The organism is Desulfurivibrio dismutans, assembly GCF_029210385.1.
GTDB classification, from domain to species: Bacteria; Desulfobacterota; Desulfobulbia; order Desulfobulbales; family Desulfurivibrionaceae; genus Desulfurivibrio; species Desulfurivibrio dismutans.
In genome coordinates this window covers 98,688-124,210 of the sequence record NZ_JARGDQ010000007.1, presented here as the reverse complement: position 1 = coordinate 124,210, position 25,523 = coordinate 98,688, and the positions used below count along the sequence as shown (strand labels likewise).

25 protein-coding genes are annotated in these 25,523 nt (G+C 61.3%); 11 read left to right on the top strand and 14 right to left on the bottom strand.

The annotated features are described in order from the left end of the window. Entirely contained in the window at positions 1-474 is a 474-nt protein-coding gene (locus P0N66_RS09555; protein ID WP_275804765.1) for a flagellar basal body-associated FliL family protein, read from the bottom strand. 671 nt (positions 475-1,145) lie between these two features. On the opposite strand from P0N66_RS09555, the gene P0N66_RS09550 reads away from it, so the two are divergent. The 4 genes from P0N66_RS09550 to P0N66_RS09535 all read left to right on the top strand — a co-directional run bounded on the left by P0N66_RS09550 (position 1,146) and on the right by P0N66_RS09535 (position 6,044). Then, positions 1,146-3,071 carry an aconitate hydratase gene (locus P0N66_RS09550; protein ID WP_275804763.1) on the top strand — a complete coding sequence of 642 codons (1,926 nt, stop codon included), beginning with the start codon at positions 1,146-1,148 and terminating at the stop codon, positions 3,069-3,071. A 159-nt stretch (positions 3,072-3,230) separates the two neighbouring features. Beyond that, on the top strand, positions 3,231-3,815 hold the full coding sequence (locus P0N66_RS09545) for a Maf family protein (protein WP_431190036.1): 585 nt from the start codon (positions 3,231-3,233) through the stop codon (positions 3,813-3,815). A gap of 175 nt (positions 3,816-3,990) precedes the next feature. Further along, positions 3,991-5,160, top strand: coding sequence for a helix-turn-helix transcriptional regulator (locus P0N66_RS09540; protein WP_275804759.1), 1,170 nt, complete (start codon positions 3,991-3,993; stop codon positions 5,158-5,160). 86 nt (positions 5,161-5,246) lie between these two features. Further along, on the top strand, positions 5,247-6,044 hold the full coding sequence (locus tag P0N66_RS09535; RefSeq protein ID WP_275804757.1) for an alpha/beta fold hydrolase: 798 nt from the start codon (positions 5,247-5,249) through the stop codon (positions 6,042-6,044). 119 nt (positions 6,045-6,163) lie between these two features. On the opposite strand, the gene P0N66_RS09530 is transcribed toward P0N66_RS09535, so the two are convergent. From P0N66_RS09530 to rpoZ, 9 genes are all read right to left on the bottom strand, one after another. Then, positions 6,164-7,573 carry an MBL fold metallo-hydrolase RNA specificity domain-containing protein gene (locus tag P0N66_RS09530; protein WP_275804754.1) on the bottom strand — a complete coding sequence of 470 codons (1,410 nt, stop codon included), beginning with the start codon at positions 7,571-7,573 and terminating at the stop codon, positions 6,164-6,166. A gap of 62 nt (positions 7,574-7,635) precedes the next feature. After that, the gene (gene glyS / locus P0N66_RS09525) at positions 7,636-9,726 is read right to left on the bottom strand and encodes a glycine--tRNA ligase subunit beta (RefSeq protein WP_275804752.1); all 2,091 of its coding nucleotides are present in this window, start codon (positions 9,724-9,726) and stop codon (positions 7,636-7,638) included. Continuing rightward, a complete protein-coding gene (locus tag P0N66_RS09520) occupies positions 9,719-10,519 on the bottom strand; it encodes a GTP cyclohydrolase I FolE2 (RefSeq protein ID WP_275804749.1) in 801 nt (266 codons plus the stop codon). Before P0N66_RS09520 ends, glyS begins: the two co-directional genes overlap by 8 nt. A 14-nt stretch (positions 10,520-10,533) precedes the next feature. Beyond that, complete coding sequence (locus P0N66_RS09515) at positions 10,534-10,884, bottom strand: response regulator (protein WP_275804747.1); 351 nt, start codon at positions 10,882-10,884, stop codon at positions 10,534-10,536. 30 nt (positions 10,885-10,914) lie between these two features. After that, a complete protein-coding gene (galT, locus tag P0N66_RS09510; RefSeq protein ID WP_275804745.1) occupies positions 10,915-11,919 on the bottom strand; it encodes a galactose-1-phosphate uridylyltransferase in 1,005 nt (334 codons plus the stop codon). A gap of 7 nt (positions 11,920-11,926) precedes the next feature. Further along, positions 11,927-12,292 carry an RNA polymerase-binding protein DksA gene (gene dksA, locus P0N66_RS09505; RefSeq protein WP_275804743.1) on the bottom strand — a complete coding sequence of 122 codons (366 nt, stop codon included), beginning with the start codon at positions 12,290-12,292 and terminating at the stop codon, positions 11,927-11,929. A 32-nt stretch (positions 12,293-12,324) separates the two neighbouring features. Continuing rightward, positions 12,325-12,825, bottom strand: a complete 501-nt coding sequence (gene moaC, locus P0N66_RS09500; RefSeq protein ID WP_275804741.1) for a cyclic pyranopterin monophosphate synthase MoaC — start codon at positions 12,823-12,825, stop codon at positions 12,325-12,327. 82 nt (positions 12,826-12,907) lie between these two features. Continuing rightward, positions 12,908-14,044 (bottom strand): molecular chaperone DnaJ, encoded by a 1,137-nt coding sequence (dnaJ, locus tag P0N66_RS09495; protein ID WP_275804739.1) that lies wholly within the window; start codon positions 14,042-14,044, stop codon positions 12,908-12,910. A gap of 97 nt (positions 14,045-14,141) precedes the next feature. Beyond that, positions 14,142-14,426: a DNA-directed RNA polymerase subunit omega gene (gene rpoZ, locus P0N66_RS09490; protein WP_275804737.1), complete on the bottom strand. Its 285-nt coding sequence runs from the start codon at positions 14,424-14,426 to the stop codon at positions 14,142-14,144. A 355-nt stretch (positions 14,427-14,781) separates the two neighbouring features. On the opposite strand from rpoZ, the gene P0N66_RS09485 reads away from it, so the two are divergent. From P0N66_RS09485 to P0N66_RS09470, 4 genes are all read left to right on the top strand, one after another. Next, positions 14,782-15,171: a hypothetical protein gene (locus P0N66_RS09485; protein ID WP_275804734.1), complete on the top strand. Its 390-nt coding sequence runs from the start codon at positions 14,782-14,784 to the stop codon at positions 15,169-15,171. 163 nt (positions 15,172-15,334) lie between these two features. After that, positions 15,335-16,129: a FlgO family outer membrane protein gene (locus P0N66_RS09480; protein WP_275804732.1), complete on the top strand. Its 795-nt coding sequence runs from the start codon at positions 15,335-15,337 to the stop codon at positions 16,127-16,129. Positions 16,130-16,204: 75 nt separating this feature from the next. Then, the gene (locus P0N66_RS09475) at positions 16,205-16,861 is read left to right on the top strand and encodes a FlgO family outer membrane protein (RefSeq protein WP_275804730.1); all 657 of its coding nucleotides are present in this window, start codon (positions 16,205-16,207) and stop codon (positions 16,859-16,861) included. A gap of 56 nt (positions 16,862-16,917) precedes the next feature. Beyond that, positions 16,918-17,601: a hypothetical protein gene (locus P0N66_RS09470; RefSeq protein ID WP_275804728.1), complete on the top strand. Its 684-nt coding sequence runs from the start codon at positions 16,918-16,920 to the stop codon at positions 17,599-17,601. Positions 17,602-17,980: 379 nt separating this feature from the next. Here the strand turns inward: P0N66_RS09470 and P0N66_RS09465 are convergent, their stop codons facing one another. Beyond that, a complete protein-coding gene (locus tag P0N66_RS09465) occupies positions 17,981-19,279 on the bottom strand; it encodes an adenylosuccinate synthase (protein WP_275804726.1) in 1,299 nt (432 codons plus the stop codon). 290 nt (positions 19,280-19,569) lie between these two features. On the opposite strand from P0N66_RS09465, the gene P0N66_RS09460 reads away from it, so the two are divergent. Then, entirely contained in the window at positions 19,570-19,962 is a 393-nt protein-coding gene (locus P0N66_RS09460; RefSeq protein WP_275804724.1) for a twin-arginine translocase TatA/TatE family subunit, read from the top strand. Beyond that, the gene (gene tatC / locus P0N66_RS09455) at positions 19,959-20,675 is read left to right on the top strand and encodes a twin-arginine translocase subunit TatC (protein ID WP_275804722.1); all 717 of its coding nucleotides are present in this window, start codon (positions 19,959-19,961) and stop codon (positions 20,673-20,675) included. The genes P0N66_RS09460 and tatC overlap by 4 nt, the downstream gene beginning before the upstream one ends. 109 nt (positions 20,676-20,784) lie before the next feature. Here the strand turns inward: tatC and P0N66_RS09450 are convergent, their stop codons facing one another. Next, complete coding sequence (locus P0N66_RS09450; RefSeq protein ID WP_275804720.1) at positions 20,785-21,852, bottom strand: radical SAM protein; 1,068 nt, start codon at positions 21,850-21,852, stop codon at positions 20,785-20,787. Positions 21,853-22,290: 438 nt separating this feature from the next. Here P0N66_RS09450 and P0N66_RS09445 point away from each other — a divergent pair, with 438 nt between their 5' ends. Further along, the gene (locus P0N66_RS09445; RefSeq protein ID WP_275804718.1) at positions 22,291-22,563 is read left to right on the top strand and encodes a hypothetical protein; all 273 of its coding nucleotides are present in this window, start codon (positions 22,291-22,293) and stop codon (positions 22,561-22,563) included. A gap of 102 nt (positions 22,564-22,665) precedes the next feature. On the opposite strand, the gene P0N66_RS09440 is transcribed toward P0N66_RS09445, so the two are convergent. Next, the gene (locus P0N66_RS09440; RefSeq protein WP_275804716.1) at positions 22,666-23,499 is read right to left on the bottom strand and encodes an SDR family NAD(P)-dependent oxidoreductase; all 834 of its coding nucleotides are present in this window, start codon (positions 23,497-23,499) and stop codon (positions 22,666-22,668) included. A 24-nt stretch (positions 23,500-23,523) separates the two neighbouring features. Continuing rightward, complete coding sequence (locus P0N66_RS09435; RefSeq protein ID WP_275804714.1) at positions 23,524-25,284, bottom strand: LysM peptidoglycan-binding domain-containing protein; 1,761 nt, start codon at positions 25,282-25,284, stop codon at positions 23,524-23,526. Positions 25,285-25,523: the final 239 nt, after the last annotated feature.

Sequence of the window (25,523 nt, the reverse complement as noted above, 5' to 3'; positions counted from 1 at the left end):
CTACTGTACCACGAATTCGGTGAAATAGATGTTACGCACCCGGTCCGGGCGCATGACCACGTTGAAGCGTTCCAGCAGCTCATCCCGGATGCGGATTTTCCCTTCCGGGGTCATCACCTCCTCGAAGGAGAGGGCGGTGAGCATGCTGATCACGGTGTCCCGCAGCTTGGGCACGGACCGCTCGGCGTTGGCTACCGCCCGTTCATTTTCCAGTTCCAGGGCGATCTGTACCTTCAGGTAGCGTTTGCCGGTGGGGTCGGCCAGATTGACCACAAATGGTTCCAGGGCAAACATTTCCCCCAGCGGCTCCCGGGGGTCTTCATCGGCCGGCGGTGCCATAAAGGTGGTGTAGGCGAAAAAACCGCCGCCGGCCAACAGCAGCAGGGCGATGCCGGCAATGATGAAGAAAAGGGTCTTGGATTTCTTTGGCGGCGCCTCTTCCTCATTTTTCGGTGCTTCTTTTTCGTCGACCATGATGGCTTCTCCGTAAACAGTTCAACTGTATCCTTGCTTCTGGCCGGTGGGCAATGCAAAGGGTGTGCCGTTGCCGGCAAACAGACGCCAATGTAACGTTGATTTTCCCGTTATTCAACGATTTCCTGGCGTTTTTGGAAAAATGAGCCGCTGTTCCCAAGCTTTTTGCCCCGGGCGTTTGGTGACCAGGTGGGTCATTTTATTGACTACGAGTGAGTGGCGGCGGGGGATATTTGACGGATCCGTTGTCGCCGGAGCAAAGTCAAGGTCGCATGGGCACTGGGCGGGGCCAAAGCCAACAATTTTGCCAACTTCGCCAAAACCCGCCAAAGGGGTTGGTCGGTAAGATGAAAACAAGTAGCGACCAAGCGTGTCCAGTTGGCGGCGCGGCTTTTGGCGTGTACCAACTCCGGCTGGGGATGTACAAAACCTGGTAATTGTGGTAAGAAGCCTGATTTGTTTCAATTGACAATTCAAGTCGCAACAGATCACAGGGAGTCAAACTGTAGGCGGTCACGGGGTGCCGCAGGTTGCGGCAAGCGAGGCGGCGATGCGTACATCAGTACGTGAGCAGGCTCGATCGCCGCAAGATGCGGTGCCCCGTGATCGCTTACTTCAATTCGACGGGGCGGCAGCTGCCCCCGGCAACTTGACAATTTACAGGAGCAGTCATGGGACAGACGGTAACGGAAAAGATTCTCGCCGCCCACCTGGTGGAAGGCGAGCTGGTAAAAGGACAGGAAATTGGTATTCGCATCGATCAAACCCTAACCCAGGACGCCACCGGCACCATGGCTTACCTGGAGTTTGAGGCCATCGGCCTGCCCCGGGTGCAGACCGAGCTGTCGGTCTGCTATGTCGACCATAACCTGATCCAGTCGGATTTCCGCAATGCCGATGACCATCGTTTCCTGCAGTCGGTGGCCCGCAAGTTCGGCCTTTATTTCTCGCCGCCGGGCAACGGCATTTCCCACCAGGTGCATCTGGAGCGTTTCGGCCTGCCGGGCAAGACCCTGCTGGGTTCCGACAGCCACACCCCCACCGGCGGTGGCCTGGGCATGCTGGCCATGGGGGCCGGCGGCCTGGACGTGGCCATGGCCATGGCCGGCAAGCCCTTTTACCTGGTAATGCCCAAGGTGTACGGCATTAAACTCACCGGCAAACTCTCGCCCTGGGTGTCGGCCCGGGACGTGCTGCTGGAGGTGCTGCGGCGGCTGTCGGTCAAGGGCGGGGTGGGCTATGTAATGGAATACTTCGGTCCCGGCGTGGCCGAGCTGTCGGTGACCGACCGGGCCTCCATCACCAACTTCGGTGCTGAGCTGGGGGCCACCAGTTCGGTTTTTCCCTCCGATGCCAAAACTAAAGAGTTTCTCGCCAGCCAGGGCCGCGGGGAGGGCTGGCTGGAACTGACCGCCGATGCCGACGCCGAGTATGACGAGGTGATGGAGATCGACCTGGGGGCGCTGGAGCCGCTGATCGCCTGCCCCTCGTCGCCGGACAACGTGGTGCCGGTGCGGGAAGTGGCGGGTAAGCCGGTGGCCCAAGTGCTGGTGGGGTCCTGTTCCAACTCCTCGCTGCGGGATCTGATGGTGGTGGCCAAAACCCTTGAAACTCGCGAAGTGAGCCGGGAACTGAGCTTTGAGATCAACCCCGGCAGCCGTCAGGTGCTGGAAAATATGACCGCCCAGAGCGATATGCTGACCCTGGTCAAGGCCGGCGCCCGGGTACACCAGGCCGGCTGCCTGGGCTGCATCGGCATGGGCCAGGCGCCGCCCACCGGCGCCATCTCGCTGCGCACCTTTCCCCGTAATTTCCCCGGCCGCAGCGGCACCAAGGACGACCAGGTCTATCTTTGCAGCCCGGAGGTGGCGGTGGCGGCGGCCATCACCGGCAAGATCACCGACCCCCGGGAACTGGGCGAATATCCGACCTTTGCCATGCCGAAAAAATATCTGCCCGGCGATGCCCGCATCGAAGCCCCCCTGGCCGCCGCCGAGGGTGAGCGGGTGGAGATCATTCGCGGCCCCAACATCGCCCCTTTCCCGGTTTTCGAGCCGGCGCCGGAGGACTGGCAGGGCGAGGTGCTGCTCAAGGTGGAGGACAACATTACCACCGACCATATCATGCCCGCCGGTGCTCGGGTGCTGCCGCTTAGAAGCAATGTGCCGGCCATCAGTGAGTTTGTTTACGAGGCGGTGGACCAGGATTTCGTCCAGCGGGCCAAGGAGCGGGGGCCCGGCCTGGTGGTGGGCGGCGACAACTACGGCCAGGGCTCCTCGCGGGAACATGCCGCTCTGGCACCCCGTTACCTCGGGGTGCAGGTGAAACTGGTGAAGAGTTTCGCCCGCATTCACAAGGCTAATCTGATCAACTTCGGCATTATCCCCTTAACCTTTGTTGATCCGGCCGATTATGGCCAGTTGAGCCAGGGGGAGATGGTGCGGATTCCCGGCCTGCGCGACCAGTTGGCGGCCGGGGCCGAAACCCTGACAGCGGAATCCGGCGGTCGGCAGATTCCGGTGCGCCTGGAGGTCTCCCCCCGGCACCGGGAGATTTTATTGGCCGGCAGTCTGCTGAACTGGGCCTCCGGGCAATAACGGCAAGCATTCATCAGCACCGCATCTTTCCGCGATCAGTCGCGGCGATATAGCGCTGCTATAATCGCCGCGACTGCTTGCGAAAATCTGCGGCACAGCTGAACGCTTGCCGTCATTGCCGTCATTGCCTGGTCGTGGGTGAGTTGGTGTGAGCTTATGATGTTTACTACTTTGCAGTCCCTGGTGTTGGCTTCGGGGTCGCCGCGACGGCGGCGGATGCTGGCCGAGCTGGGGCTTGAATTTACCGTGGCGGCGGCGGAGATTGCGGAAGTGGCAGCGACGGGGGAGGGGCCGGCTGATTTTGTCCGCCGGCTGGCCCTGGAGAAAGCGGCGGCGGTGGCGGCGGCCCGGCCGGAGAGTTGGGTGCTGGCCGCTGACACGGTGGTAGCCCTGGGGGAGCGTATTCTGGGCAAGCCAGCCGACCAATCCCAGGCCGCGTCCATGCTGGCGGCTTTGAGCGGCCGGGAACACACGGTCTGGACCGGCTTTGCCCTGCTGCGGGGCCGGGAACAAGTGGCCGAGGTGGTGGCCACCAGGGTGTGGTTTGCCCCGTTGTCCCCCTCCCTGATTCGCGCCTATGTCGCCACTGGTGAACCGTTGGATAAGGCGGGGGCCTACGGTATCCAAGGCCGGGGTGGGATGCTGGTGGCGAAAATCGAAGGCTCGGTGAGCAATGTTATCGGTCTGCCGTTGGCTGAAGTGACCACGACTTTGATTAATTGTGATATTATTACACCGGCCTGAGTTGTGGCGGTATCTTTTTGTAATGTCGTTTTTTCCGTTGACTGACAGGCGAGCCGGTTTTATTATGGAAAAGGTAAACCCTCCTTGCCGTTGCGGGGTGTCCGGCGTTATGGGAACCGGTAAGGGGGAGGGAGTTTAAAGGTGCTGAAAAGCGCCACTGCCAGTTGGTCCGGCAATGGGTAGCGGGATTAAAGCTTCAAAGGAATTTCGCCTCTGGCGTGAACGGGAACGTTTAATCGCCGGCATTTACGCCACCATTACCGATCCGGCCGGCTGGATGACCTTTCTCGGTGAACTGGTAGCCTTAAGCCGTTCGCGTTCGGCACGGCTGTTGATGCTCAATGCCGAGGCCGACCAGGTTCTTTCCAGCTTCAAGCTCAACATCGACGACGACTTTCATCGGCGCTACGTCGAGCACTATGTCAATACCTGCCCCTGGCGCCCGGAGTTGCGGCGCAAAAAGCCCGGCCGGCTCTATTCCACCCATCTGCACTTCAGTTGCCGGCAGCCGGATTATTATCGCACCGAATTTTTTAATGAATGGGCCGGCCCCCAGGATATTCACCACGGGGTTTGCGGCACCGTTTACCAGGATGCCGAGCGCTCGGTGCAGTTGCTGATTCAGCGTACTCGGGGTCAGGGGCACTACAGTGAGGCGGAAACCGAATTTATCAACGATTTTATCCCCCACCTGCAGCAGTCGCTGGTGCTGGCCGGGCAGGTGGCGGCCGGCCGGGCCCGCGATGAAGCAGTGGCCCTGGCGGCGGGTCGGGAAACCCTGCCTTTTGTGCTGCTGAATCATGAACTGCGCCTGGTGTATACCACCCCCGGCGCCGAGGAGTTATTGGCCGCCGGCGGCGGGTTGACCAGTCGCGGCGGCCGGTTGCGGCTGGTCAATGAGACGGCCGATGCTCGCTTCCAGAAATTGTTGCGGACCGCTTGGCAGGCGGCGGCCAGTCGCCTGTTTGACGATGACGGAGGTTCGGTGGAGATGCCGCCGGCGGACGGGTTGGGCCTGCAGTTGCTGGTGCGCCCCATTCACCCTGAGGTGCCGGTGGTGATGGGCGAGCCGCCGGCGCACGTGGCGGTGTATCTTTTCGACCCGGCGGCCGGGGCGGTAATCGATGGCGAGCGTCTGCGCCGCCTTTATGAACTGTCGGTGGCGGAAATCAGGATCGCCCAGTCCCTGGCGGTAACCCCGGAACCGGCGGCGGTGGCCCGGCGCTGTAATGTCAGCCTGCACACGGTGCGCTCCCATATTAAGTCGATTTTTCTCAAAACCGGCACCGGCAGCCAGGCGGCGCTGATTAAGCTGTTGCTCTCCGGTCCGGCCCGGCGCCGCTGAACTGTAGGTGGGATGAAAATGTCCAGCCGCACCCCATAAAGCGGCGATCAGGTCGGCTTAAATCTTATGTTTGGAGGTTTTAAACGATGACGGAAGCAGTTGCCGGCTTCACCGGCTGTACCTTGCAGGGCCAAGACGGCACGCCGATGATATGTGATTGCCGGGGTGAGGGGGAGCCGCTGTTGCTGTTTGTCCATGGCTGGACCTGTCGGCGGAGCTACTGGGCGCCCCAGTTGAGTTATTTCGGCCGCCGCCAGGCGGTGGCGGCACTGGATCTGCCGGGCCACGGCGATTCCGGTCCCGGCCGGCGGGAAGCATGGACGGTAACCGGGCTGGCCACCGACGTGGCGGCCGCAGTACGGGAACTGAAGGCCGGCCGGGTGATTCTGGTGGGCCATTCCATGGGCGGCGCGGTGGCCCTGGAGGCCGCCCGCCAGCTTGCCGACGCGGTCGCCGCGGTGATCATGGTGGACACTTTTGTTATCGACTATGGCGGTCTGGATTCGGAGACCGTGGAGAGCATCTTCGCGCCCTTTGCCGCTGATTTCCCCGCCGCCGTCGCCGGCCTGGTGGAGCAGACCGCCACCGCCGCCACCCCGCCGGAGCTTAAACAAAAACTGCGCCGGGAAATGGCCCAGGCCGATCCCGCCTGGGCCCTACCGCTCTGGCGCGACCTGCTCAGCTGGGATCCGGCCCCGTCCTTTGCTCAACTGCAGATCCCCCTGCACGCCATCAACGGCGCCCTGATCCCCGAATCGGCCCGCCACCGCTGCGCTCCCTTCGTCCAGGAAACCATCGTCCCCGGCGCTGGTCACTTCCTGCAGATGGAAGCCCCCCAAGGCTTCAACCGTCTGCTTGCCGAGTTGCTCACCCGCTTGTCCTGATTTACTATCAAACCTGCCGGCGTCGAAGATGCCGGTGATCCTGCGTATTATTGCCGGGGTGGTTCGCGACGGTAAAAGCGCAGGTGGGGTTGGTCAGGTGGAGGTGGTGGGAGGGCGGTCTATACCTCAAACTCCTGGTAGAGTTCCGGGATTTTGATGTTGGTGAACCCCAATTCCTGCTGCATGGCGGAGGCCAGGGCCTGGCTGGCCTCCGCTTCGCCGTGGACCAGGAAGGTGTGGGCGGGTTTCTGCTCCATGGCGCCGGCCCAGGCCAGTAGACCTTCCCGGTCGGCGTGGCCGCTGAAGCCGGTGAGCTGCTCCACTCGGGCTTTCAGGGGAAATTCCTCGCCGAAAATCTTGACCGTTTCCTGCCCTTCGACGATTTTGCGGCCCAGAGTATTGGGCGCCTGCCAGCCGGTGACCAAGATGGTGTTTTTGGGGTCGGTGATCCGGTTGCGCAGGTGATGCAGGATGCGGCCGCCTTCCATCATGCCGCTGGCGCTGATGATGATGGCCGGTTGCTTAAGGTGGTTGAGCTGCTTGGAGTCTCCCGCCGACTGGGTATAGCGCAGGGTGTCGAAGCCGAAGGGGTTGTCGTGGTTGCCTTTGAGAATGAAGTCCCTGATTTCCCGGTCGTAGGCTTCCGGGTGGAGTCGGAAGATGTCGGTGGCCCTGGTGGCCAGCGGGCTGTCGACGTAAATCGGCAGGTCGGGGATGGCTTTTTCCAAATAAAGCTTGTGCAGGGCGTACACCAGCTGCTGGGTGCGGCCCACGGCAAAGGCGGGGATCAGCAGGCAGCCGCCCCGCTGGTAGGTTTCATTGACGATCCGTTCCAGGTCATGCTCGGAATCCGGGTAAGGCGGATGGCTGCGATGGCCGTAAGTGCTTTCCATGATCAGGATGTCCGCCCCTTCGCTCAGTTTGGCGGGATCACGGATGATGGGAATGCCGGGGCGGCCGATATCGCCGCTGAAGATCAGCCGCAGATCCCGGCCGCTTTTCTGTTCATGGATGTCGAGAATCACGTTGGCGCTGCCCAGCATGTGGCCGGCCTCGGTGAAGGTCAGCCGGATTCCGGGCAGGATCTCCTTGGACCGCTTGGGGCTGATGCCGATGAACTGGCCCATGGCCCGGACCACGTCTTCCTTGTCATACAGCGGCTCAAAGAGTTGCTGGCCGTTTTTGGCCCGCCGTTTGTTGACAAACTGCACGTCCTGCTCCTGGATGTGGGCGCTGTCCATCAGCATGATGGCGCAGAGATCGCGGGTGGCCGGGGTGCAGATGATATCGCCGGTAAAGCCGTTTTTGACCAGGCAGGGGATGTTGCCGGAGTGGTCAATATGGGCGTGGGAGAGGACCAGGGCGTCCAGGCTGTGGGCGTCGCAGAAACCCCGGCGGTTGAGCTCGAAGGATTCCTTGCGTTTGCCCTGGAACAGGCCACAGTCCAGCAGCAGGCGCTGGTCGTTGACTTCGATCAGATGTTGGGAGCCGGTGACGGTGCCGGCGGCACCGAAGAAGGTTATTTTCATCTTTGCCCCTTGGTGGTAGTGGTTGTTGTCCCGTTAATGCTCTGGTGGGTGCCGGCTGGCAGCTATTTCTGCAGGGCGTACATCTTGGAAAAATCGCCCACCCGGCGGAAAAGCTTGGCGATGGCGGTAAGCAGGGCCAGGCGGTTGCGTTTCAGGGCCTCGTCTTCGGCCATGACCATGACCTGGTCGAAAAAGCGGTCGATGGGCTCCTTGATAGTCAGGATGTGTTCCAGGGCCTCCTGGTAGGCACCTTGCTGCAGCAGGGGATCGGTGGCGGCAGTAATCCGGGCCAGCACCGCCGCCAGTTCTTTTTCCCCCGCTTCTTCCAGTAATTCTGGATCAATACGGTCGTCGGGGTTATCCTTGATGATATTGTTGACCCGCTTAAAAGATCCGGCCAGCAGTGTGAAAGCCGGCTGTTCGCGGACCGCCACCAGGGCCTCGATGCGGGCCTTGGCGTCGTTTATTTCCTTGAATTCGACGCTGAGTACCGCTTCCACCGCCTCGGGGGGGATCCCGCGGCCGGTGAGGTCGTTGGCGAAGCGGCCCTTGATGAACTCCAGCAGGCGCTGGCGGGCCGCCGCCGGCTCTTCTTTAAGCTGGCAGTCGTAAAGCGCAAGGGCGCTGTCGATCCAAGTGGTCAGCGGCAGTTTGAGGCCATGCCCCAGCAGCAGGTGGATAAGGCCCACGGCCTGGCGCCTGAGGCCAAAGGGGTCGGCGGCGCCGGTTACCTTGAGGCCGATGCCGAAACAGCCGGCCAGGGTGTCCAGCCGGTCGGCAATCCCCAGGATGGCGCCGGCCTGGTCCTGGGGCAGAACGCCTCCGGCCCGCAGGGGCAGGTAGTGGCTGTACAGGGCCTCGGCCACCTCCTGGCTTTCCCCCTGGCGGCGGGCGTAATCCCGGCCGATGATCCCCTGCAGCGAGGGGAATTCATCCACCATGCTGGTCAGCAGGTCGGCCTTGCACAGCGTTGCGGCCCGGCGGACGGTGGCGCCCAGTTCAGGGGCAAACTCATCGGCCAGGCGGCCGGCCAGTTGCTCCAGGCGGGTGGTTTTGTCAGCCATGGTGCCCAACTGATGCTGGAAGATGATGCCGTCGAGACGGCCGGCCAGTTGGCTTAAAGGGCGCTGCTGGTCTTCGCTGAAGAAGAAAAAGGCGTCTTCCAGGCGGGCCCGCAGCACCCGCTGGTGGCCTTGGGCTCCCACCCTGGCGTCCTTGACCCTGGTGTTGTTGACCGCCACGAAGCGGGGCAACAGCTTGCCCTGCTGGTCCACCACCGCAAAATACTTCTGGTGTTCCCTCATCGAGGTGATCAGCACTTCTTGCGGCAGTTGCAGAAAACGTTCAGCGAAGCTGCCACAGATGGCAAAGGGGGATTCAACCAGGTTGGTGACCGTCTCCTCCAGTTCGGGGTCCGGCAGAATGCGGCCGCCGGCTTCTTCGGCGGCCCGGTTGATCTCCGCCACCAGGGCCTGGTGCCGTTCGACCGGGTCCACCAGCACCTGGGCCCGGCGGAGCTGGTCGCGATAGCTTTCGTAGGTGGTGGCGCGCAGGGTCTGGGGGGCCAGGAAGCGATGGCCGCAGGTCTGGTTGGCGGCGGCCACTTCTTCCAGGCGGAAATTCAGGGGTTGATCCCGGTAAACCGCCAGCAGCCAGCGCAGGGGACGGGCGAAATGGGTTTTGCCGTTGCCCCAGCGCATGGACTTGGGGAAAGGCAGGCCGGTGATCAGGCCGGGCAGCAGGTCGCTGAGAATTTCGGCGCTGTCGCGGCCCGGCAGTTCCACCCGGGCCTGGAGATATTCCCCCTTGGGGGTGCTTACCACCTGCAGGTCCGCCACCGCCACCCCTTTGGTGGCGGCAAAGCCCTGGGCGGCCTTGGTGGGGTTGCCGTCAGCGTCGAAGGCGGCTTTTTTGGGGGGGCCCATGGCCTCCTCCACCCGGTCGGGCTGGCGGGCCGCTAAGTTGCGGACACTGATGGTCAGTCGGCGGGGAGTGGCGCCGGTGGTGATCTCACCGAATTCCAGGTTGTGCTCCCGCAGGCTCTGTGTCAGGCTGCTCTGCAGGGCCTTCAGGGCGGGGTTGAGGTAGCCGGCGGGGATTTCTTCCGCTCCGATTTCCAGCAGCAGTTCGCCGCTTGTTGCCGTGTCAGTCATGATTTTTAGGTGCCGTGTGGTTGATGGTTGCAAAGGTGTTGAAGCCGGCGGCCAGGTTTTCCACCCGGACCGAAAAACAGCGGATGTCGGGGTGCTGTTTCAGCTTGCGGCCCAGGGCCTTGGCCAGGTTTTCCACCGCCAGGGCGCATTCGCCGCGATCGGCATCAGGGTCGCCACCGGCGGGCTGATCGGGGGAGGGCCAGCAGACATCGTGGCGGGTAACCGCGGCGGCCAGTTCGATGATCTCCTCGATCCAGACAAAGCGACGAAACTGCAGGGCGATTTCGGCATATCCCCAGTGTCCCAGCGAACGGGGCAAGCCGCTGCAGTGCACCGGTGCTTTGGGGGGGGCAATGGGAATCCGGATTTCCAGGGTCAGTTCATCCCGGTCGGCCAGCGAGCCGTGCATCCGGCAACGGTATTCACTGAGCCCGATGCCGTCCGGCCCGGCCGCCGTTGGCCGGCCGGTTTGGGGATCTTCGCTGACGAAGTAGGGAAACTCGATTTCCAGGTGCGCCGCTTCGGCCTGCAGCCGCTGTTTCATCTCCTCCAGGATGCGGGGGAAACTCTCCAGGTCGATCTCGCCGTGGAAACGGTTGAGGATTTCCACAAAGCGGCTCATGTGGGTGCCCTTAAAATGGTGGGGCAGGTTGACGTACATGTTGACCGTGGCCACGGTGCGCTGACTGCGCCGCGCCCGGTCCAGCACTTTGACGGGGTAGGAGATGTTTTTGATCCCTACCTTGCGGATGTTGATTCGCCGGTGGTCCGGCTGGCCCTGAATATCCCGCATCCTGCCGACGGCTCTCAGGAGAGATGTTTTTTGACCGCGGCCTTCAGTTCACTCAGGTCGGCGGATTTGACAATGTATTCTTCCGAGGCCCAGGAAGCCAGATCTTGCTTGAATTCCTGGTAGGCGGAGCAGAGAATCACTGGAATGGCGGAGTTGATCTCCTTGATCCGGCGCAGGGCCTCAATGCCGTTCATCCCCGGCATATTGATGTCCAGGATGATCAGGTCCGGCTTAACGATGCCCAACCTTTCCAAAGCCTCTTCTCCGGTCAGGGCCGAGTGTACCTCGAAACCTTCCTCTTCAAGTTCTTCCCGGTATAGCAGGTGGATGGATTCTTCGTCGTCGACCAGCAGTATTTTCTTCATGATCCAGCTCCCTTCAAAGTCAGACGCCAGTTACCCGATATCGGCTTCCCGCAGAAACCGGGCCGCTTCTTCCGGAGCTACGGGGTTGATGTAGAAGCCGGAGCCCCATTCGAAACCGGCAATCATGGTCAGCTTGGGGGTTATTTCAAAGTGCCAGTGGTAGTGCTCTAAAGCCGGCGACCGCAGCGGTGCGGCATGGAGCACGAAATTATAGGGGACGTCGGGCAGGCATTTGTCCAGCCGCCGCAGGCATTCGGAGAAAATTTCGGTCAGGGCTCGGAAGGTTTCATTGTCCGAGTTGCAGAACGATGAGCTGTGCTTGCGGGGCAGAATCCACATTTCAAACGGCGAACGCGGCGCAAAGGGGACAATGGCGAGTAATTTGTCGTTTTGGGTCACCACCCGGGTGTCTTGTTCCAGTTCCTGGTGGATGATGTCGCAGAAAACGCAGCGCTCTTTGTAGCGATAGTAAGACAGGCTGCCTTCCAGCTCCGAGGTGATCATGCGGGGCAGAATGGGCAGGGCAACCAGTTGCGAGTGGGAATGTTCCAGCGAGGCCCCGGCGGCGGCGCCGAAGTTTTTGAAGATCATTACGTAGCGGAAGCGCTCGTCCTTGCCCAGATCAACCAACCGGTCCCGGTAGGCCCAAAAAACCTGAATCATCCTTTCCGGCGGTAAATAGGTGAAAGTTTCCGTATGATCCGGAGTTTCGATGATAACTTCGTGGGCCCCGATGCCGTTCATCCGATCATAAAGACCTTCGCCCTGCTTGTTGATGTCGCCCTCGATCACCAGGGCGGGGTATTTGTTGGGTACCACCCGCAGGCTCCAGCCGGGATGATTTTTCAGGCGCTGGGGTTGGTCGGAGTAGGCCAGAACTTCGGCCGGAGTGGTGTTTTCGTTGCCGGGGCACAGCGGGCAGAAACCGCCCTTGGTCTTGCTCTGATCGATAATAAAATCACTGGGGCGCTTGCCGCGTTCGGTGGCAATAATGATCCAGCGCCCGATGATCGGGTCTTTGCGGAGTTCCGGCATGGTTGCTTTAACGTCCCTGTTGGGCCTTTTCCTGGCTTTCCTGTGCGGTCTTACACGCTATGCACAGGGTGGTGACCGGGCGGGCCTCCAAGCGTTTGAGGGAAATATCGTCGCCGCAGGCTTCGCAGATGCCGTAAGTGTCGTCGTCGATCCGGGCGAGGGCTTCCTTGATCTTGACCAGCAACTTGCGCTCCCGGTCGCGGATGCGCAGCTCGAAGCTCCGGTCGCTTTCGGCGGTTGCTCGATCGGTGGGGTCAGGATAGCTGTCGCTGTGGTCGGTCATCTCATGGATGGTTTTTTCCGCCTCGCTGAGCAGTTGCTGGCTCATTTCATCTAGCTTTTTGCGAAAATAGTCGCGATCTTTCTGGTCCATGCTGTTCCTCGTGCCAAATCGTTACAGGGTTGTTACCGGGCCCGGTAGGTCCCGCTTTTGCCGCCGCTTTTGGTAAGCAGGCGGATATTGTCGATGGCCATGGCCTTGTCCACCGCCTTGCACATATCATAAATGGTCAGCGCCGCCACCGATACCGCCGTGAGGGCCTCCATCTCAACTCCGGTCTTGCCGACCAGGCTGGCCGTGGCTTCAATGTCCACGGCCGTTGTGGTGTCATTCAGGCGGAAGTCCACCGTTACTTTGCCCAGGTTCAGCGGATGGCAGAGGGGAATCAAGTCGCCCACCTTTTTGGCAGCCATGATCCCGGCCACCCGCGCGATTCCCAGCACATCACCCTTACCGGCCCGGCCGCCTTTAAGCAGCCGGTAGGCTTCCGCCGACATGGTTATCCGGCCGGTGGCGGTGGCCTGCCGGGCGGTATCCTGCTTGCCGGTGACATCCACCATCCAGGCCTGTCCGGCCGGGTCAAAGTGCGTCAATCCGCCGCCGGTGTGCTCATCTCCCTGCTGCATTGCCGGTTCCTTGCCGCCCCTTGGGTTCCGTCTCGCCACCGGTTGTGGTGGTAGGTACTCTGCTTATATAGCCTTGGCCGGTCTATAAATGAAAGAACTTTTTAAGAAAACCGGCACCCTTCTTTTCTTTCTCTTCGCTCTTGTCTTCAATTTCCGCGAATTCCCGAAGAAGTTCCTTCTGTCGTTTGCTGAGCTTGCCGGGCACCACCAGCTTGATTTCGCAGATCATGTCGCCGTGGCCGCCGCCCCGCAGTCGCGGGACGCCCTGGCCGGGCAGGGTCAGGTGTTTGCCTGGCTGGGTGCCGGCGGGAATTTTCAGCTTGTGTGGACCGTGAACGGTGGGCACCTCCAAGGTGCAGCCCAGGGCCGCCTGGGTAAAGGAGACCGGGATGGTGGCGAAAATATGGTCTCCCTCCCGCTGGAAAAAATCGTGGGGCTCGACATGCAGGATTACATAAAGGTCGCCGGCCGGCCCGCCCCGGCGGCCGCCTTCCCCTTCACTCCGCAGGCGCATTCTGGCCCCGGTGTCCACCCCGGCGGGGATTTTCAGGGTCACCTTTTTGGGGCGTTCTATCAGGCCCAGGCCCTGGCAGTCCTGGCAGGGTTCGGTGATTACGGCGCCCTGACCACGGCAATGGGGGCAGGCGGTCTGAATCCGGAAGGGTCCCTGGGCTTGAAGCACCTGCCCCATTCCCTTGCAGGTGGTGCATGTTTCCGGCTGATAGCCGGGTCGCAGTCCCGAGCCTTCGCAGGTCCAGCAGGTGTCGTTTTTGCGGATCTCAACTTCCTTTTCGACCCCGAAAATCGCTTCGAAAAAACTTATGTTCAGATCGTAGCGCAGATCGTGGCCGGAAATCGGGCCCTGGTGGCTGCGTTGGGGGCCGCGGCGGCCGCCGAAACCAAAAAGATCACCGAAAATGTCGCTGAAGCCGCTGAAGATGTCGTCGAATCCGCCGGGACCGTTATAGCCGCTATCCCGCAGGCCGGCGACCCCGTAGCGGTCGTAAATCTTACGCTTCTCCAGATCGCCCAGAACCTCGTAGGCCTCGGTGGCGGTTTTGAAATGCTCTTCCGCCTCTTTGTCGTCCGGGTTGCGGTCAGGGTGGTATTTCAGGGCCAATTTGCGGTAGGCCTTTTTGATTTCATCCTTGGAGGCGTCGGGGGCAACTCCCAGGACCTGATAGTAGTCGATATCCATGCTTTGCTGCTGGTTACTCATAAATCCCTGGCAAACGTTGTTTTTTTGCGTTTTCCGGCGACGCCGGGCCGGCTTGACCTGGCTTCGTTAGCCGCCGTGGTTGCGGCCGCGCGGGGGGTTATGCCTCGGCGGCCGGGGCGGCGGGAGCCGGTTCGGCTTCTGGTTCGGCGTTGGCGGCGGTCTGCTGTTGCAACTGCTTTTTCAGCTCCCGGACGTTGTTGAAGTTGACCTGGCCGTTGGCAATCTCCCGCAGGGTGCAGACAATTTCCTTGTTCTTGCAGCGTTCGGGAAAGGGGGCGCCCTGACGATGCTGCTTTACTCGCTCCACAGCCAGGTGGATCAAGGCAAAACGATTTTCATTGCCGATCTGCTGCAGGCAATCTTCCACGGTGATCCTCGCCATAACTTCCTCCGGTCGGTCAGTAAAATTTTGATGGCCTACCCAAAAACCACCAGGCGCGTTGGGTAGGTAATACGCCAACAGGCAGCTACAGGCGCGCCCCGTCGGCGCTGCCGCTTCAGGGAGCGCCGACAAGTTTGGACATGATTCGTTAGTTTAATGAATTGGGACGCTTTGTCGCCAAACCGTAACTATATAACTGATCACAGCCGCAAGGTAAAGGTCTATTTCTTTTTTCGGGTTATGGCATGGAATCTGCAATATCTCCCGGCAACAGACCGCGCCGATGGTCCGGGTCGGCAATTTCTGCCGCCCGCCAGAGCTGGGAAGAGGTTGCCGCGTGGAGTGCGGCAGCCGGGTGAGCGATTTCGAGGTGGCCACGGCATTTTTGTTGCTCAGGAGGTGTGTGATGTTTGATTGGAGAAAAGCTGTGGGATGGCCGAAAAGTCAGGCTGAAAGAAGGGTTGCTCGGCTTATTTTGTTGCTGGGGCTGGTTTTGCTGCTGTCCGCCGGCTGTGCCGGGTTGCGGTCAACGCTGCTAGAGGCGGACAAGCGCCCCTCTTGGCTGCGCTTTGGTCAACAGGATGAGAAAGCGGAGGCGGTGGTGCCGGTGGTTTATCCGGCCGGGGCGACAGCCCGTGAAGGCGGCGACCGTGGGGATAATCCCATGACCGCCAACTTCGGCCCAGCATGGCAGGGGCTGGAGCCAGTTTACCAGGATTACAGTTTTAATCCATTTGAGCCGTGAAGGTGCGTGAAGGTGATTGCTTTGCAAAAAACCACCAAACGTGTTGATCGGTAACGCATAAACAATGAGTTACCAAAAGAGCCCAGTCGGCGGCGCGGCCTTTTTGCGACGCCGACAAGATGAAGAGTCAGCAAAACGGCAAGTTTAGCCTGATGAGGTCAAAATGATGACGCTGCATAAAAAAAGTTTATGGTTCATGGCCGCCGGTCTGCTGCTGGTGGGGCCGCCGGCAGTGTCGGCCACCGCCGCTCCCCCGCCGGTGGCCGGGTCGGCCGCAGTTACCGGGGTGCCGCATAACCATTATTACTATAATTATCCCCATGAGATTCCCGCCGACTATGTTTATCGCACCGGCCGGGTTTTTTCACCGGAAGAGCTGGCCCGCCAGGCCGGCCGTTTTGACGGTGCCGACGGTGAACCGGCCGGCCCGGCGGTAGCCGAAGGGAGGCCGGCAAAGGGGCTTACCGATCAAGCCGTCCGGGCATTGGTGGCCGATCTGCTGTCTTCCGGCCGGGAGGAACTGCGCGACGGATACACCCTGGCGGTCAGCACCCCGGTCAGTCTGCGGGATCTTTACGCCACCTCTTCTTTTGGGCGCCTGCTGGGGGAGCGTTTGCTGGGGGAACTGCAGCGTTCCGGCCTGGCGGTGATTGACGTCCGTAAAACACCGGCGCTGCTGATCAAGGATTCCCATGGCGAATATGGGTTGTCCCGTGATATGGACGAACTATCCTTCGTGCAGGAGGCTCAGGCGGTTATGGTGGGCACCTATACGGTAACCGGGTCGCGACTGCTGGTGGACCTGCGGGTGTTGCGCAACCGGGACAACCGGGTGCTGGCCTCGGCCCGTCGTGATTTTGACATGAGCCAGGAGCTCAGCCTCCTGCTGGCCGACGAAGAGAGCCCGCGGCGGCCAGTGGCGCAGGTGCCGGTGCGGGATTACCATCAACGGGACTAATGATGACTTCGCAAGAAGTCATCATTAGTCCCTGGACGGACTTTTTGCGAGTTCATCACTAATTGGGATAACGGCATGCAAAAGATGATAACAAAAATCGGCTACGGTTGCTGGGCGCTGTTCCTGGCGGTGCTGCTGCTGGGGTTGAGCGCCTGCGGCTTCCGGAGCAGTGAGCCCGAGCCCCGACCGGTACAGACGGGGGCTACGATTTCGGTGATCAGCCCTGACTTTTTCGGTATCGGTGAAGAGCTGGCCGGGCAGTTGGTGGGCAATTACCGCCACAGCGGCCAGCCGGGCAGGACCAAGCTGATCCTGACCTCTCTGGTGGATCTGGATAACCTGGACAACTCCAGCCGTTTTGGGCGAACCGTAAGCGAATCGCTGGCCACCCAGCTTTTTCGGCACGGGTTTGCGGTGGAGGAGGTGCGCAAGGCGGATTCGCTGATCTTTCGTGATCCCGGCGGTGAACTGGTGCTGTCGCGGGATGTTGGTCGGCTGGCGCGGGCCCATGAGGCCCACGCGGTGGTGGCGGGCACCTATTCCCTGACCCGGCAGACGGTGATCGTCAATCTGCGTCTGCTGGATGCCACCTCCCATTCGGTACTTTCGGTGGCCGGCATGGAGATTCAGCGTTCACCGGCCATCGATCATCTGCTGCAGGAGGGGACGGTAATGGGCCGGAGCCGCCATGAAGGGCTGCAGGACTCTGGACTTTCGGGGTATGAACGATGATGAGCCGGCAAAAAAAACATCAACCATGCCGTTCGGTGAGGCCAGCCGGGCGGTTTATGAAGTCTCCGCGGTTGGCGTCGGCGGTGCCCATCGGCAAATTGCCCTGCTGGTGCTGGGGGGCAGTGTTGCTGCTGGGCCTGTTGTTCGCCTCCTGCGCGAGTAAAGAGCCACCACAAAGCAGCATTTATGTGCCGCCGGTCAAGGGGTCGCCGGTGGTTTATCTGCATCCCGAAGACCCGGGTAATTATCGCCGGGCCACGGTGGGGGTGCTGCCCTTCCGGGTGCCGGTTAACCATGACCCGGCCCGAGGGGAGGCCCTGGCCGCCCTGTTTCGGGATGTGCTGTTGGCCAAAGAGGTTTTTCCCCGGGTAATCGCCAGCCGTCAGGCTTACGGCGATTTTGACGACGCCATTGCCTTGGGCCGCCAGGCCGGGGTGGACCTGGTGCTGGCCGGGCGCCTGCACCGGGCCCTGGATGCCACCGAGCTGGGCGGCGCCCGGGCGGAGATCTCCATCCGACTGATCAACGTCCACAGCGGCAATACCGTCTGGCATATCGCCCAGGCCATGGATCAGCCGGTGGATCACCACGATGTCGGCCCCTGGACCAGGATCAAGGAGTCGTTTACCCTGCCGCCCATCCGCCCCTCCCGGGGCGCGCCGCCGCTGCCCAACATGCTGGCCGCCATGGCCGTAGACATGGCCGAGGTCATGCAAGGCGCCCACCAAGTGGCCCGCTAAACGGGCAGCCCCGATCTTAAGGTAAGATCAACCAGGTAAACGTTGGGCAGTGCCGCAGATTTGGGCAAGCGGTCCGGCGCCGCGTACCCCAGGTACGCAAGCCGGGCCGATCGCCGTAAAGATGTGGTGCTGCTGGACAGTTACAGAACAACCCGGTAAACGTTGGGCAGTGCCGCAGATTTGGGCAAGCGGTCCGGCGCCGCGTGCCCCAGGTACGCAAGCCGGGCCGATCGCCGTAAAGATGTGGTGCTGCTGGACAGTTACAGAACAACCCGGTAAACGTTGGGCAGTGCCGCAGATTTGGGCAAGCGGTCCGGCGCCGCGTACCCCAGGTACGCAAGCCGGGCCGATCGCCCAAAGATGCGGTGCTGCCCAACGTTTACCGGGTAAACGGGTTGCGGAGGAGCATGGTCTGCTCACGGCCCGGGCCGACGGAAATGATGGAGGCCGGGGTTTCGGTGAATTCTTCAATTCGCTTGATATATTCCCGGGCCTTGGCCGGCAGCTCGTCGGGGTGCCGGGCGTGGCTGATCTCTTCGCTCCAGCCGGCGAGTTTTTCGTAAACCGGCTGCAGTTTCTGGTAATCCTTGATGTTGTCGGGCATGGTTTCCAGGGTGCGGTCGCCGACCCGGTAGGCCGTGGCCAGTTGCAGTTCCGGTTGGCCGCTCAAGACATCGAGCTTGGTGATTGCCAGGTCGGTAATACCGTTAAGGCGCACCGCTTCGTTGGCGATTACGCCGTCGAGCCAGCCGCAGCGGCGTTTGCGGCCGGTGGTGGCGCCGAATTCGCCACCCTTTTTCTGGATCGATTCGCCGGTGGCATCGAACAGTTCAGTGGGGAAGGGGCCTTCGCCGACCCTGGTGGTGTAGGCTTTGAGGATACCGATCACCGCGTCGATGTGAGCCGGCCCGAAGCCGCTGCCGGTGCATGCGTTGCCGGCGATGGTGTTGGAGGAGGTGACAAAGGGATAGGTGCCGTGGTCGATATCCAACTGGGTGCCCTGGGCGCCCTCAAAAAGGATGTTTTTGCCCTCCCGCCGCTGCCGGTCCAAGGCCAAGGCGACATTGCCGATAAAAGGCGCCAGTTGCTCGGCATAGGTCATGAACTCGTCGTATACGGCATCAAGTGCCAGGGGTTCCATGCCGTACTGCTGGGCCAGCAGAAAGTTTTTGACCTCGAGATTCTCCTGCAGCCGCTCCCGGAAGGACTCCCGGTCCAGCAGGTCTCCCAGTTTGATGCCGCGGCGCAGAACCTTGTCGCCGTAGCAGGGGCCGATGCCCCGGCCGGTGGTGCCGATCTTGCGGCCTGAGGCCAGCTGGGCTTCGCTGCCGGCGTCCAGCAGCTTGTGATAGGGCATGATCATATGGGCCCGGGAACTGAGCATCAGCCGTTGAGGGGTAACCGGCAGGCCTTGGTCGTTAAGCTTTTTCATCTCCAGCAGCAGTACGCCTGGGTCCACCACCACCCCGTTGCCGATGAAGCATTGTTTGTTCTCGTACAGGATCCCGGAGGGAATCAGGTGGAAGATGTACTGCTTGCCGTCCACCACCAGGGTGTGGCCGGCATTGTTGCCGCCCTGGAAGCGTACCACGCTGTCGGCATGCTCGGTGAGCAGATCGACGATTTTCCCCTTACCTTCGTCACCCCACTGGGTTCCCACAATTACGACATTGGCCATGGCTTGTTCCCGCCTGCTTTAAGAAGTTGTTTTTGATGTTGTGTCCGGCACCAACCGAGAGGGTTGCGCCAGTCAAAATGATGCCAACATAGCCAACACCCCTTTAAAAGTCAATCGCGAGGAATCACGCGTTACCGGATAACTTGACAGGGGCTGGGGTCTGCCGTAGATTGCTCTGGCGTAAATGTTTAATTCCGTTGCCGGGCTTCGTGGCCCCCATCCCGGTGCTAAAACCAATCACTTTGACGGCTCCCTGCTTGGGCGGGGCCTTTGCTTGTGGACAGGACATTATGTTTGGTATCGGTTTACCCGAATTACTGATAATCATGGCGGTGGCCCTGATCGTGGTGGGTCCCGACAAGTTGCCCGAGATGGCCAAATCCATCGCCCGCGGCGTGCTGGAGGTGAAAAAGGCCGTCCAGGAGTTGCAGGCGAACGTGGAAAATGAGGTTGGGGATGTCGAGGGCTGGAGCCGGGATCTGGAAAAACCCTTGCCTCGCCTGACCATGGATGAGCAAAAGCAGGCGGAGCAAGCCTATGATGGCTGGGAAGCGGGGGTAGACCGGGGTGAGGCGGCCGGTGCCGGGGGGGAAGGGCCGGCCAGCGGCGTTGCGCCGGCGGCTGACGGCCAGGAGCAGGATGAGAAAACGGCTGCACCACCGAAAGCCGCCGCCGGCCCATGAGCACTCTGGCTCCGCATTTCACCCCCCATCTGCGGGAGTTGCGGCGTCGGCTGCTGACCGTCATCGGTGCGGTGGTGCTGGCTAGTGCCGGTGTTTACTGGTTTGTGGAGGATCTTGTTCGCCATCTTTCCGGGCCCCTGGTGCGGATTGATCCGGAACTCAGTCGGCTGGTTTATACCGCCCTGCCTGAGGCCCTGCTCAGCTATCTAAAGCTGTCGCTGCTGCTGGGGGTGATCCTGGCCTTGCCGGTGGCGGTCTATCAGTTGTGGATGTTTGTGGCGCCGGGGCTGCACCGCCGGGAGAAGGTGACGGCGATCAAAGTGGCGTCCTGGGGGGTTCTGCTGTTTGCCGGCGGGGCGTTGTTTGCTTATTTGGTGGTACTGCCCCAGATGCTCAGTTTTCTGCTCTGGTTTGCCACCGAGCAGATTCACCCCCATCTCAAGCTGGCCCCTTACCTTAATTTCGTGGTACGCAGCTCTATTGCCTTCGGCCTGGCCTTCGAGTTGCCATTTTTAATGGTCATGGCCACCCGGCTGGAACTGGTGGCCAGCGATTATTTCGTCCGCTATCGGACCTATTCATATATCGGGATGATTGTTATCGCCTTGCTGCTGGTGGCCGGCGATCCAGTGGCCGCCTTCATGCTGGCCGTGCCGTTATGCCTGCTCTATGAAGCCGGGATTCTGATCGGCAAAATTTTTCCGCCTTCGTAACGGCTCCGTCTGAACTTATACGGCGCGTTGAATCAGCCGGTGATTGGCGCTGGTGAACGATTGCGAGGGCAGCAGCCGGAGCGGCGGGTCGAGGGTCCGAGGGTCGAGGTCAGACGGGTCGCATTTCCTGCTTCAGCAGGCAGCAGGAGATGCGGTGACGGGGCCGGCCCGGGGCGTCGTAGACGATGTTGCCGGGCTGAAGCAGTTTGTTCATCACACAGCCTTCGGCGATTTCCAGGGTGAACAGCTGGCGTTCGGTGAGGCCCGGGTTGGGCCGCAGCCGGCCGTCTTCGATCTGCCAGGTGTGCAGCGGAAAGTCTTCGCACAGCGGGCAAAGGTAGACCCGGCCGTTGGGAAAAATAAAGTAACTTTGCTCTTGCCGGCCGGCGCACTGGAATGGTTCCCCGTCCTCCAGGTAAACCTTGGGATAGATAACCCGGATGCCCCGGGCGGCAGCGTCCGCCGCCACCTGCGGCACGATTTCCAGCCACTGCTCGGGGCTCAGTTGCAGGGTTGAGTCATTTTCCGGTCGGTTGTCAGGAGGTGCCCCGTCGGGCTTGCCGGGCTGGGCCGATTTGCCCCGGATGCCGATGACCTGGATGAAAAAGCGACGGCAGCCCAGTTGCTCCAGCAGGGCCGGCATCTGCGCCAGATGGTCGATATTCAGCCGGCTGGCGGTGAAGATCAGGCTGACATCAAACCCCGCCGCCACCGCCTGGCGCAGATTGGCGGTGCAGGTGGCAAAAACCCCGTCTCCCCGGATGGGATCGTTGACCGCCGGGGTGGGGCCGTCCAGGCTGAAGCTTAGCACCGCCTCGTCGGGGGCCAGCCGGGCCAGCAAATTGTGATGCAGATAACCGTTGGTGTCGATGGTCACTCCCCGGTACCCCAGTTCCCGGGCCCGTCGGACGCCGTGCACCAGGTTCGGGTGCAGGGTGGGCTCACCGCCCAGCAAAATGAGGTTGCTTTCCTGGGCCGGGGCGGCAAACAACTCCAGCCATTGCTCCATCTCCCGGCGCGACACCATGCCGCTGCCGTGCTGGGCGGGGTTGATATAACAGTGCCGACAACGGAGGTTGCAACTGGTCAGCAGGTGAAAAAAAATGTTGCGTTCGCCGGGCTGAAAGAACAGGGTTCGGGCTTGCTGACCGGCGGCGTTGGGGGTTGGGGTAATCATGGCGGCAACATATCCGGATTTCAGGTTTCCCGCAACGTAAGCGATCACGGGGCACCACATCTTGCGGCGATCGGGCCGGCTCACGCATTGGTGTAGGCTTTACCGTCCCGCGTGCCGCAACCTGCGGCACCCCGTGACCGCTTACCTTGTGGCCCCTGTGATCACTTATATATCGACTGGTTATCGGGTCTGGGGATCGGTTACAATTTTGACAACCTCGCAAAAAGCCGCCAAACGGGTTGGTCGGCAACGCGAAACCAACTGGTTACAAAGCGTGCCCAGTCGGCGGCGCGCCTTTTTGCGACGCCGACAATTTTGACAACCTCGCAAAACACCCCAAACTAATTGGTCGGTAATGCGAAAACAAGTAGTTACAAAACGTGCCCCGTGGTCGTCGCGCCTTTTTGCGACGCCGACAATTTTGCAAGAGGTGATGTGATGAGTGACGAAGTAAGTTTTTTGCCCTACGAAGAGGCCCTGAAACTGGTGGGGGCGGTGATGGAAGAAGAGCATATTCATGAGCCGGATCGCCGGGTGCTCACCGTGTACGATAAGAACGAGCGGGAGCTGTGCTGGTTTGATGCCGAGGAAATCATGGCCGAACTGGCGGCCATGGAAGGTGGGCTACCCAAGAAGGAAGATGATCTGAAGGCCAAAGCAGTGGAGCTGGTCCTCCACCAGATCCCCACCTGGGCGGCAGAGCAGGAGTAAACACCCGCTCAATGCGGCGAAAACAGGACACCAGGCATAACAAAAGGATCCTCTGGTACAGATAACCTTCTGGGGTCTCCCAAGGACAACCGGGCGGTGCCTTTACAGGACGCCCGGGGGCATGGGGGGGACCCGCTCGCCGCCCAACAGATAGCCGCCGTCCAGGCGGAGGGTGCTGCCGGTCATGTAGGTGGCCTCGGTGAGCAGAAACAGCACCGTTTTGACCACCTCCTCCGGTTCGCCGCTGCGGCCCAGCAGCGTGTGGTCGTGCAGGGCCCGGCGCTGTGTTTCGTCCAGCAGTCCCCAGCCCCGAGTTTCTTCGGCGTGGCGGGTTTTGATCAGGCCCAGCATCAGTTCGTTGACCCGCACCGTCGGAGCCCCCTCCCTGGCCCAGGTGGCGGTGCAGGCCGCCAGGGCGTGGTTGGCGGCGGCGTAGGCATCGTTGAAGATCATCCCGGCCGGGCCGCTGCGCCCGATCAGGCCGGCGATGGAAGAGATCACCACCACTGCCGCCAGGTTTTCTTTGCTGCCGCCCTTTTGCAGCAGGGGCAAGGCCTGTTGCATCACCCACCATTTGGCCTTCAGGGTGGTGTTGATCTCCAGATCCCATTGCTGTTCGGTGTAGGGGCCATGCACCACCGGCATGCCGCCACGTTCCAGGTTGTTGATTAGGTAATTAAGCGAAGAACAGTGCGAGCGGAGGGTGGTGAAGAACTTTGTCACCGCTGTCGGAGTTTGCAGATCGGCAGTGAGTACCCGGTGCCGGGGGTCCATTTCCTGCAGTTGCCGGGTTAGAGAGGCGGTGTCGGCCGGCCAGTCGTAAGTCCCGGCCATGACCGTGGCGCCCCGCCGGGCCAGTTCCAGGGCCAGGTGGCGGCCGATGCCACGGTTGGCCCCGAGTACCAGGGCGGTCTTGCCGGTCAGAGGAGAAGTCATGGCCACCTTATTAAAGCGCTGGTTTCAGCGTAGCTCGGCCAGCCGGATCAGCAGGGTTTTGCCGGGATGGATCAAATCTCCACTGAGCTGGTTCCACTGGCGAATCATCTCGGTGGTGGTCTGGAACTTGCGGGCGATGGACCACAGAGTGTCGCCGCCCCGGACCTGGTAATAGGTAACCTCTGGTTGCGCCTGGTCGCCGGGTGCCTGTTTGCCGGGGCCGGCCGCCAGAACCAGATATTCGGCCGGGGCGGGTTGCAGATAGAGGGCAAGTTGCTGGCCGGCCCGGATCCGACGGGGATCGCTGATATCGTTCCAGGCCGCCAGGGTGTCGACACTGACGCCGTAACGGCGGGCAATAACCCACAGTGATTCGCCGGGCTTGATTTTGTGCAGTACCAGGCCGTCGGGGCCGGCGCCAGTGAGCCCGGCCTGTTGGAGATCGGATCCCTCGGGCAGCAGGACGTAGGCGGTTTTCTGGGTGGGGATTCGCAGGCGCTGGCCGATCATCAGCTGCTCGGAGCGCAGGCTATTGGCCTTTAATAAAGTGGTTTTATTGATGTTGTAGCGGTTGCAGATGCCGGTCAGAGTGTCACCGCGGCGGACCACGTGGGTTCGGTATTCGATTTCGGCCACCGCCCGCACCCGGGGCAGATTGGCTGTCACTTGTTGCCTGGTGTCCGCCGGCAGCCGCAGGGTGTAGCTGGCCTGCTCCGGCGGGGTGACCAGGCGCCGCAACTGCCGGTTAAGATCGTGCAGTTCTTCCAGGTCGATGTTGCCGGCCAGGGCCACCGCCTCCAAGGCAGTCCAGCGGGGAACCTGCAGGGTTTCGTAGCGCAGGGGCTCATCGTATGTTATGTTAGTGAAACCGTACTCTTCGGGGTTTTTGGCGATGATGATGGCGGCGATCAGCTTGGGCACATAGTGCCGGGTTTCCTTGGCCAGGTGGTTGTTGCCGGAGATCTCCCAGAAATCGTCGCTGTTGAAGCGGCGCATGGCTCCGCGAATCCGGCCGCCGCCGGCGTTGTACGCCGCCACCGCCAGGTGCCAGCAGCCGAACTCTTCATGTAGATCGCGCAAGAAATTGATGGCGGCCTGGGTGGAGCGGATGGGGTCGCGGCGTTCGTCGGTGTAGTCGTTGATGGCCAGGCCGTACTGGCGGGCGGTGGGGGCCATGAATTGCCAGGGGCCCACGGCCCGGGCCCGGGAATAGGCAGTCAGGCTGTAGCCGCTTTCAATCATCGGCAGATAGGCCAGATCCTCGGGCAGCCCGGCCTCTCGGAGTTTTTCCCGGAGCATCGGCACGTAACGGCCGGAGCGGGCCAGCCAGCGATCAAAGGTGACCCGCAGGTCGTTTTGGAAGTAGTCCAGATAAAACTCGACGTGCTTGTTCATTACCACCGGGAAATCGTAAACGGTGTCGCTGAGTTCTTCTTCGGACTCGGCGGCGGGATCCAGGTCGCCCAGGGCTTCGAAGCGGGCCAGCTCTTCTTCCAGAAACTGGTCAGGTTCGGCCGGGGTCAGTTCGCTGGCTTCTTCGCTTAGCAGCGGGTCGATAACCGGCGCCGGCAGGGTATACTGATAAGCTGTGGGGGGCGTGGTGGGGAGTTCGCGGCTGGTGGTTGACGTCCCTTTGCCGGGGGCGCAGCCACCTGTCATGATCGCGATGGCGCCGAGCAGGCAGATGAAGAGGGGCAAGCCACCGAGACGTGGCGCCGATGGCCGATTGGCGAGGAAACCGGCCATCGGCGCCGGTTTGGGCTCATTTTGCGGTGACGGCGCCATGGTCGGAATTCTCCCTAAGCTGAAAATGATGAAACTTTTTTTGGTGCCGGTTACTCGGTAAATAACAGCGACAACGACATAATGATGAATCCGCAAAAAGTCCGTCCATGGAATTTTTGCTCCCCGGGAAGCGAAAACGCGGTTTCCGCTTCCCTTACAAATCAGTAGCTGACAAAGCAGGCTATTGATTTGTGCGTCCGTCCATTAGGGGGCGCGGGGGGCGCGCGGGGGCGTGATGA

What these genes read in the sequence shown, in the direction of transcription:
- P0N66_RS09555 (WP_275804765.1), bottom strand. Translation starts at nt 474, where the DNA reads ATGGTCGACGAAAAAGAAGCACCGAAAAATGAGGAAGAGGCGCCGCCA.
- P0N66_RS09550 (WP_275804763.1), top strand. Translation starts at nt 1,146, where the DNA reads ATGGGACAGACGGTAACGGAAAAGATTCTCGCCGCCCACCTGGTGGAA.
- P0N66_RS09545 (WP_431190036.1), top strand. Translation starts at nt 3,231, where the DNA reads ATGTTTACTACTTTGCAGTCCCTGGTGTTGGCTTCGGGGTCGCCGCGA.
- P0N66_RS09540 (WP_275804759.1), top strand. Translation starts at nt 3,991, where the DNA reads ATGGGTAGCGGGATTAAAGCTTCAAAGGAATTTCGCCTCTGGCGTGAA.
- P0N66_RS09535 (WP_275804757.1), top strand. Translation starts at nt 5,247, where the DNA reads ATGACGGAAGCAGTTGCCGGCTTCACCGGCTGTACCTTGCAGGGCCAA.
- P0N66_RS09530 (WP_275804754.1), bottom strand. Translation starts at nt 7,573, where the DNA reads ATGAAAATAACCTTCTTCGGTGCCGCCGGCACCGTCACCGGCTCCCAA.
- glyS (WP_275804752.1), bottom strand. Translation starts at nt 9,726, where the DNA reads ATGACTGACACGGCAACAAGCGGCGAACTGCTGCTGGAAATCGGAGCG.
- P0N66_RS09520 (WP_275804749.1), bottom strand. Translation starts at nt 10,519, where the DNA reads ATGCGGGATATTCAGGGCCAGCCGGACCACCGGCGAATCAACATCCGC.
- P0N66_RS09515 (WP_275804747.1), bottom strand. Translation starts at nt 10,884, where the DNA reads ATGAAGAAAATACTGCTGGTCGACGACGAAGAATCCATCCACCTGCTA.
- galT (WP_275804745.1), bottom strand. Translation starts at nt 11,919, where the DNA reads ATGCCGGAACTCCGCAAAGACCCGATCATCGGGCGCTGGATCATTATT.
- dksA (WP_275804743.1), bottom strand. Translation starts at nt 12,292, where the DNA reads ATGGACCAGAAAGATCGCGACTATTTTCGCAAAAAGCTAGATGAAATG.
- moaC (WP_275804741.1), bottom strand. Translation starts at nt 12,825, where the DNA reads ATGCAGCAGGGAGATGAGCACACCGGCGGCGGATTGACGCACTTTGAC.
- dnaJ (WP_275804739.1), bottom strand. Translation starts at nt 14,044, where the DNA reads ATGAGTAACCAGCAGCAAAGCATGGATATCGACTACTATCAGGTCCTG.
- rpoZ (WP_275804737.1), bottom strand. Translation starts at nt 14,426, where the DNA reads ATGGCGAGGATCACCGTGGAAGATTGCCTGCAGCAGATCGGCAATGAA.
- P0N66_RS09480 (WP_275804732.1), top strand. Translation starts at nt 15,335, where the DNA reads ATGATGACGCTGCATAAAAAAAGTTTATGGTTCATGGCCGCCGGTCTG.
- P0N66_RS09475 (WP_275804730.1), top strand. Translation starts at nt 16,205, where the DNA reads ATGCAAAAGATGATAACAAAAATCGGCTACGGTTGCTGGGCGCTGTTC.
- P0N66_RS09470 (WP_275804728.1), top strand. Translation starts at nt 16,918, where the DNA reads ATGAAGTCTCCGCGGTTGGCGTCGGCGGTGCCCATCGGCAAATTGCCC.
- P0N66_RS09465 (WP_275804726.1), bottom strand. Translation starts at nt 19,279, where the DNA reads ATGGCCAATGTCGTAATTGTGGGAACCCAGTGGGGTGACGAAGGTAAG.
- P0N66_RS09460 (WP_275804724.1), top strand. Translation starts at nt 19,570, where the DNA reads ATGTTTGGTATCGGTTTACCCGAATTACTGATAATCATGGCGGTGGCC.
- tatC (WP_275804722.1), top strand. Translation starts at nt 19,959, where the DNA reads ATGAGCACTCTGGCTCCGCATTTCACCCCCCATCTGCGGGAGTTGCGG.
- P0N66_RS09450 (WP_275804720.1), bottom strand. Translation starts at nt 21,852, where the DNA reads ATGATTACCCCAACCCCCAACGCCGCCGGTCAGCAAGCCCGAACCCTG.
- P0N66_RS09445 (WP_275804718.1), top strand. Translation starts at nt 22,291, where the DNA reads ATGAGTGACGAAGTAAGTTTTTTGCCCTACGAAGAGGCCCTGAAACTG.
- P0N66_RS09440 (WP_275804716.1), bottom strand. Translation starts at nt 23,499, where the DNA reads ATGACTTCTCCTCTGACCGGCAAGACCGCCCTGGTACTCGGGGCCAAC.
- P0N66_RS09435 (WP_275804714.1), bottom strand. Translation starts at nt 25,284, where the DNA reads ATGGCGCCGTCACCGCAAAATGAGCCCAAACCGGCGCCGATGGCCGGT.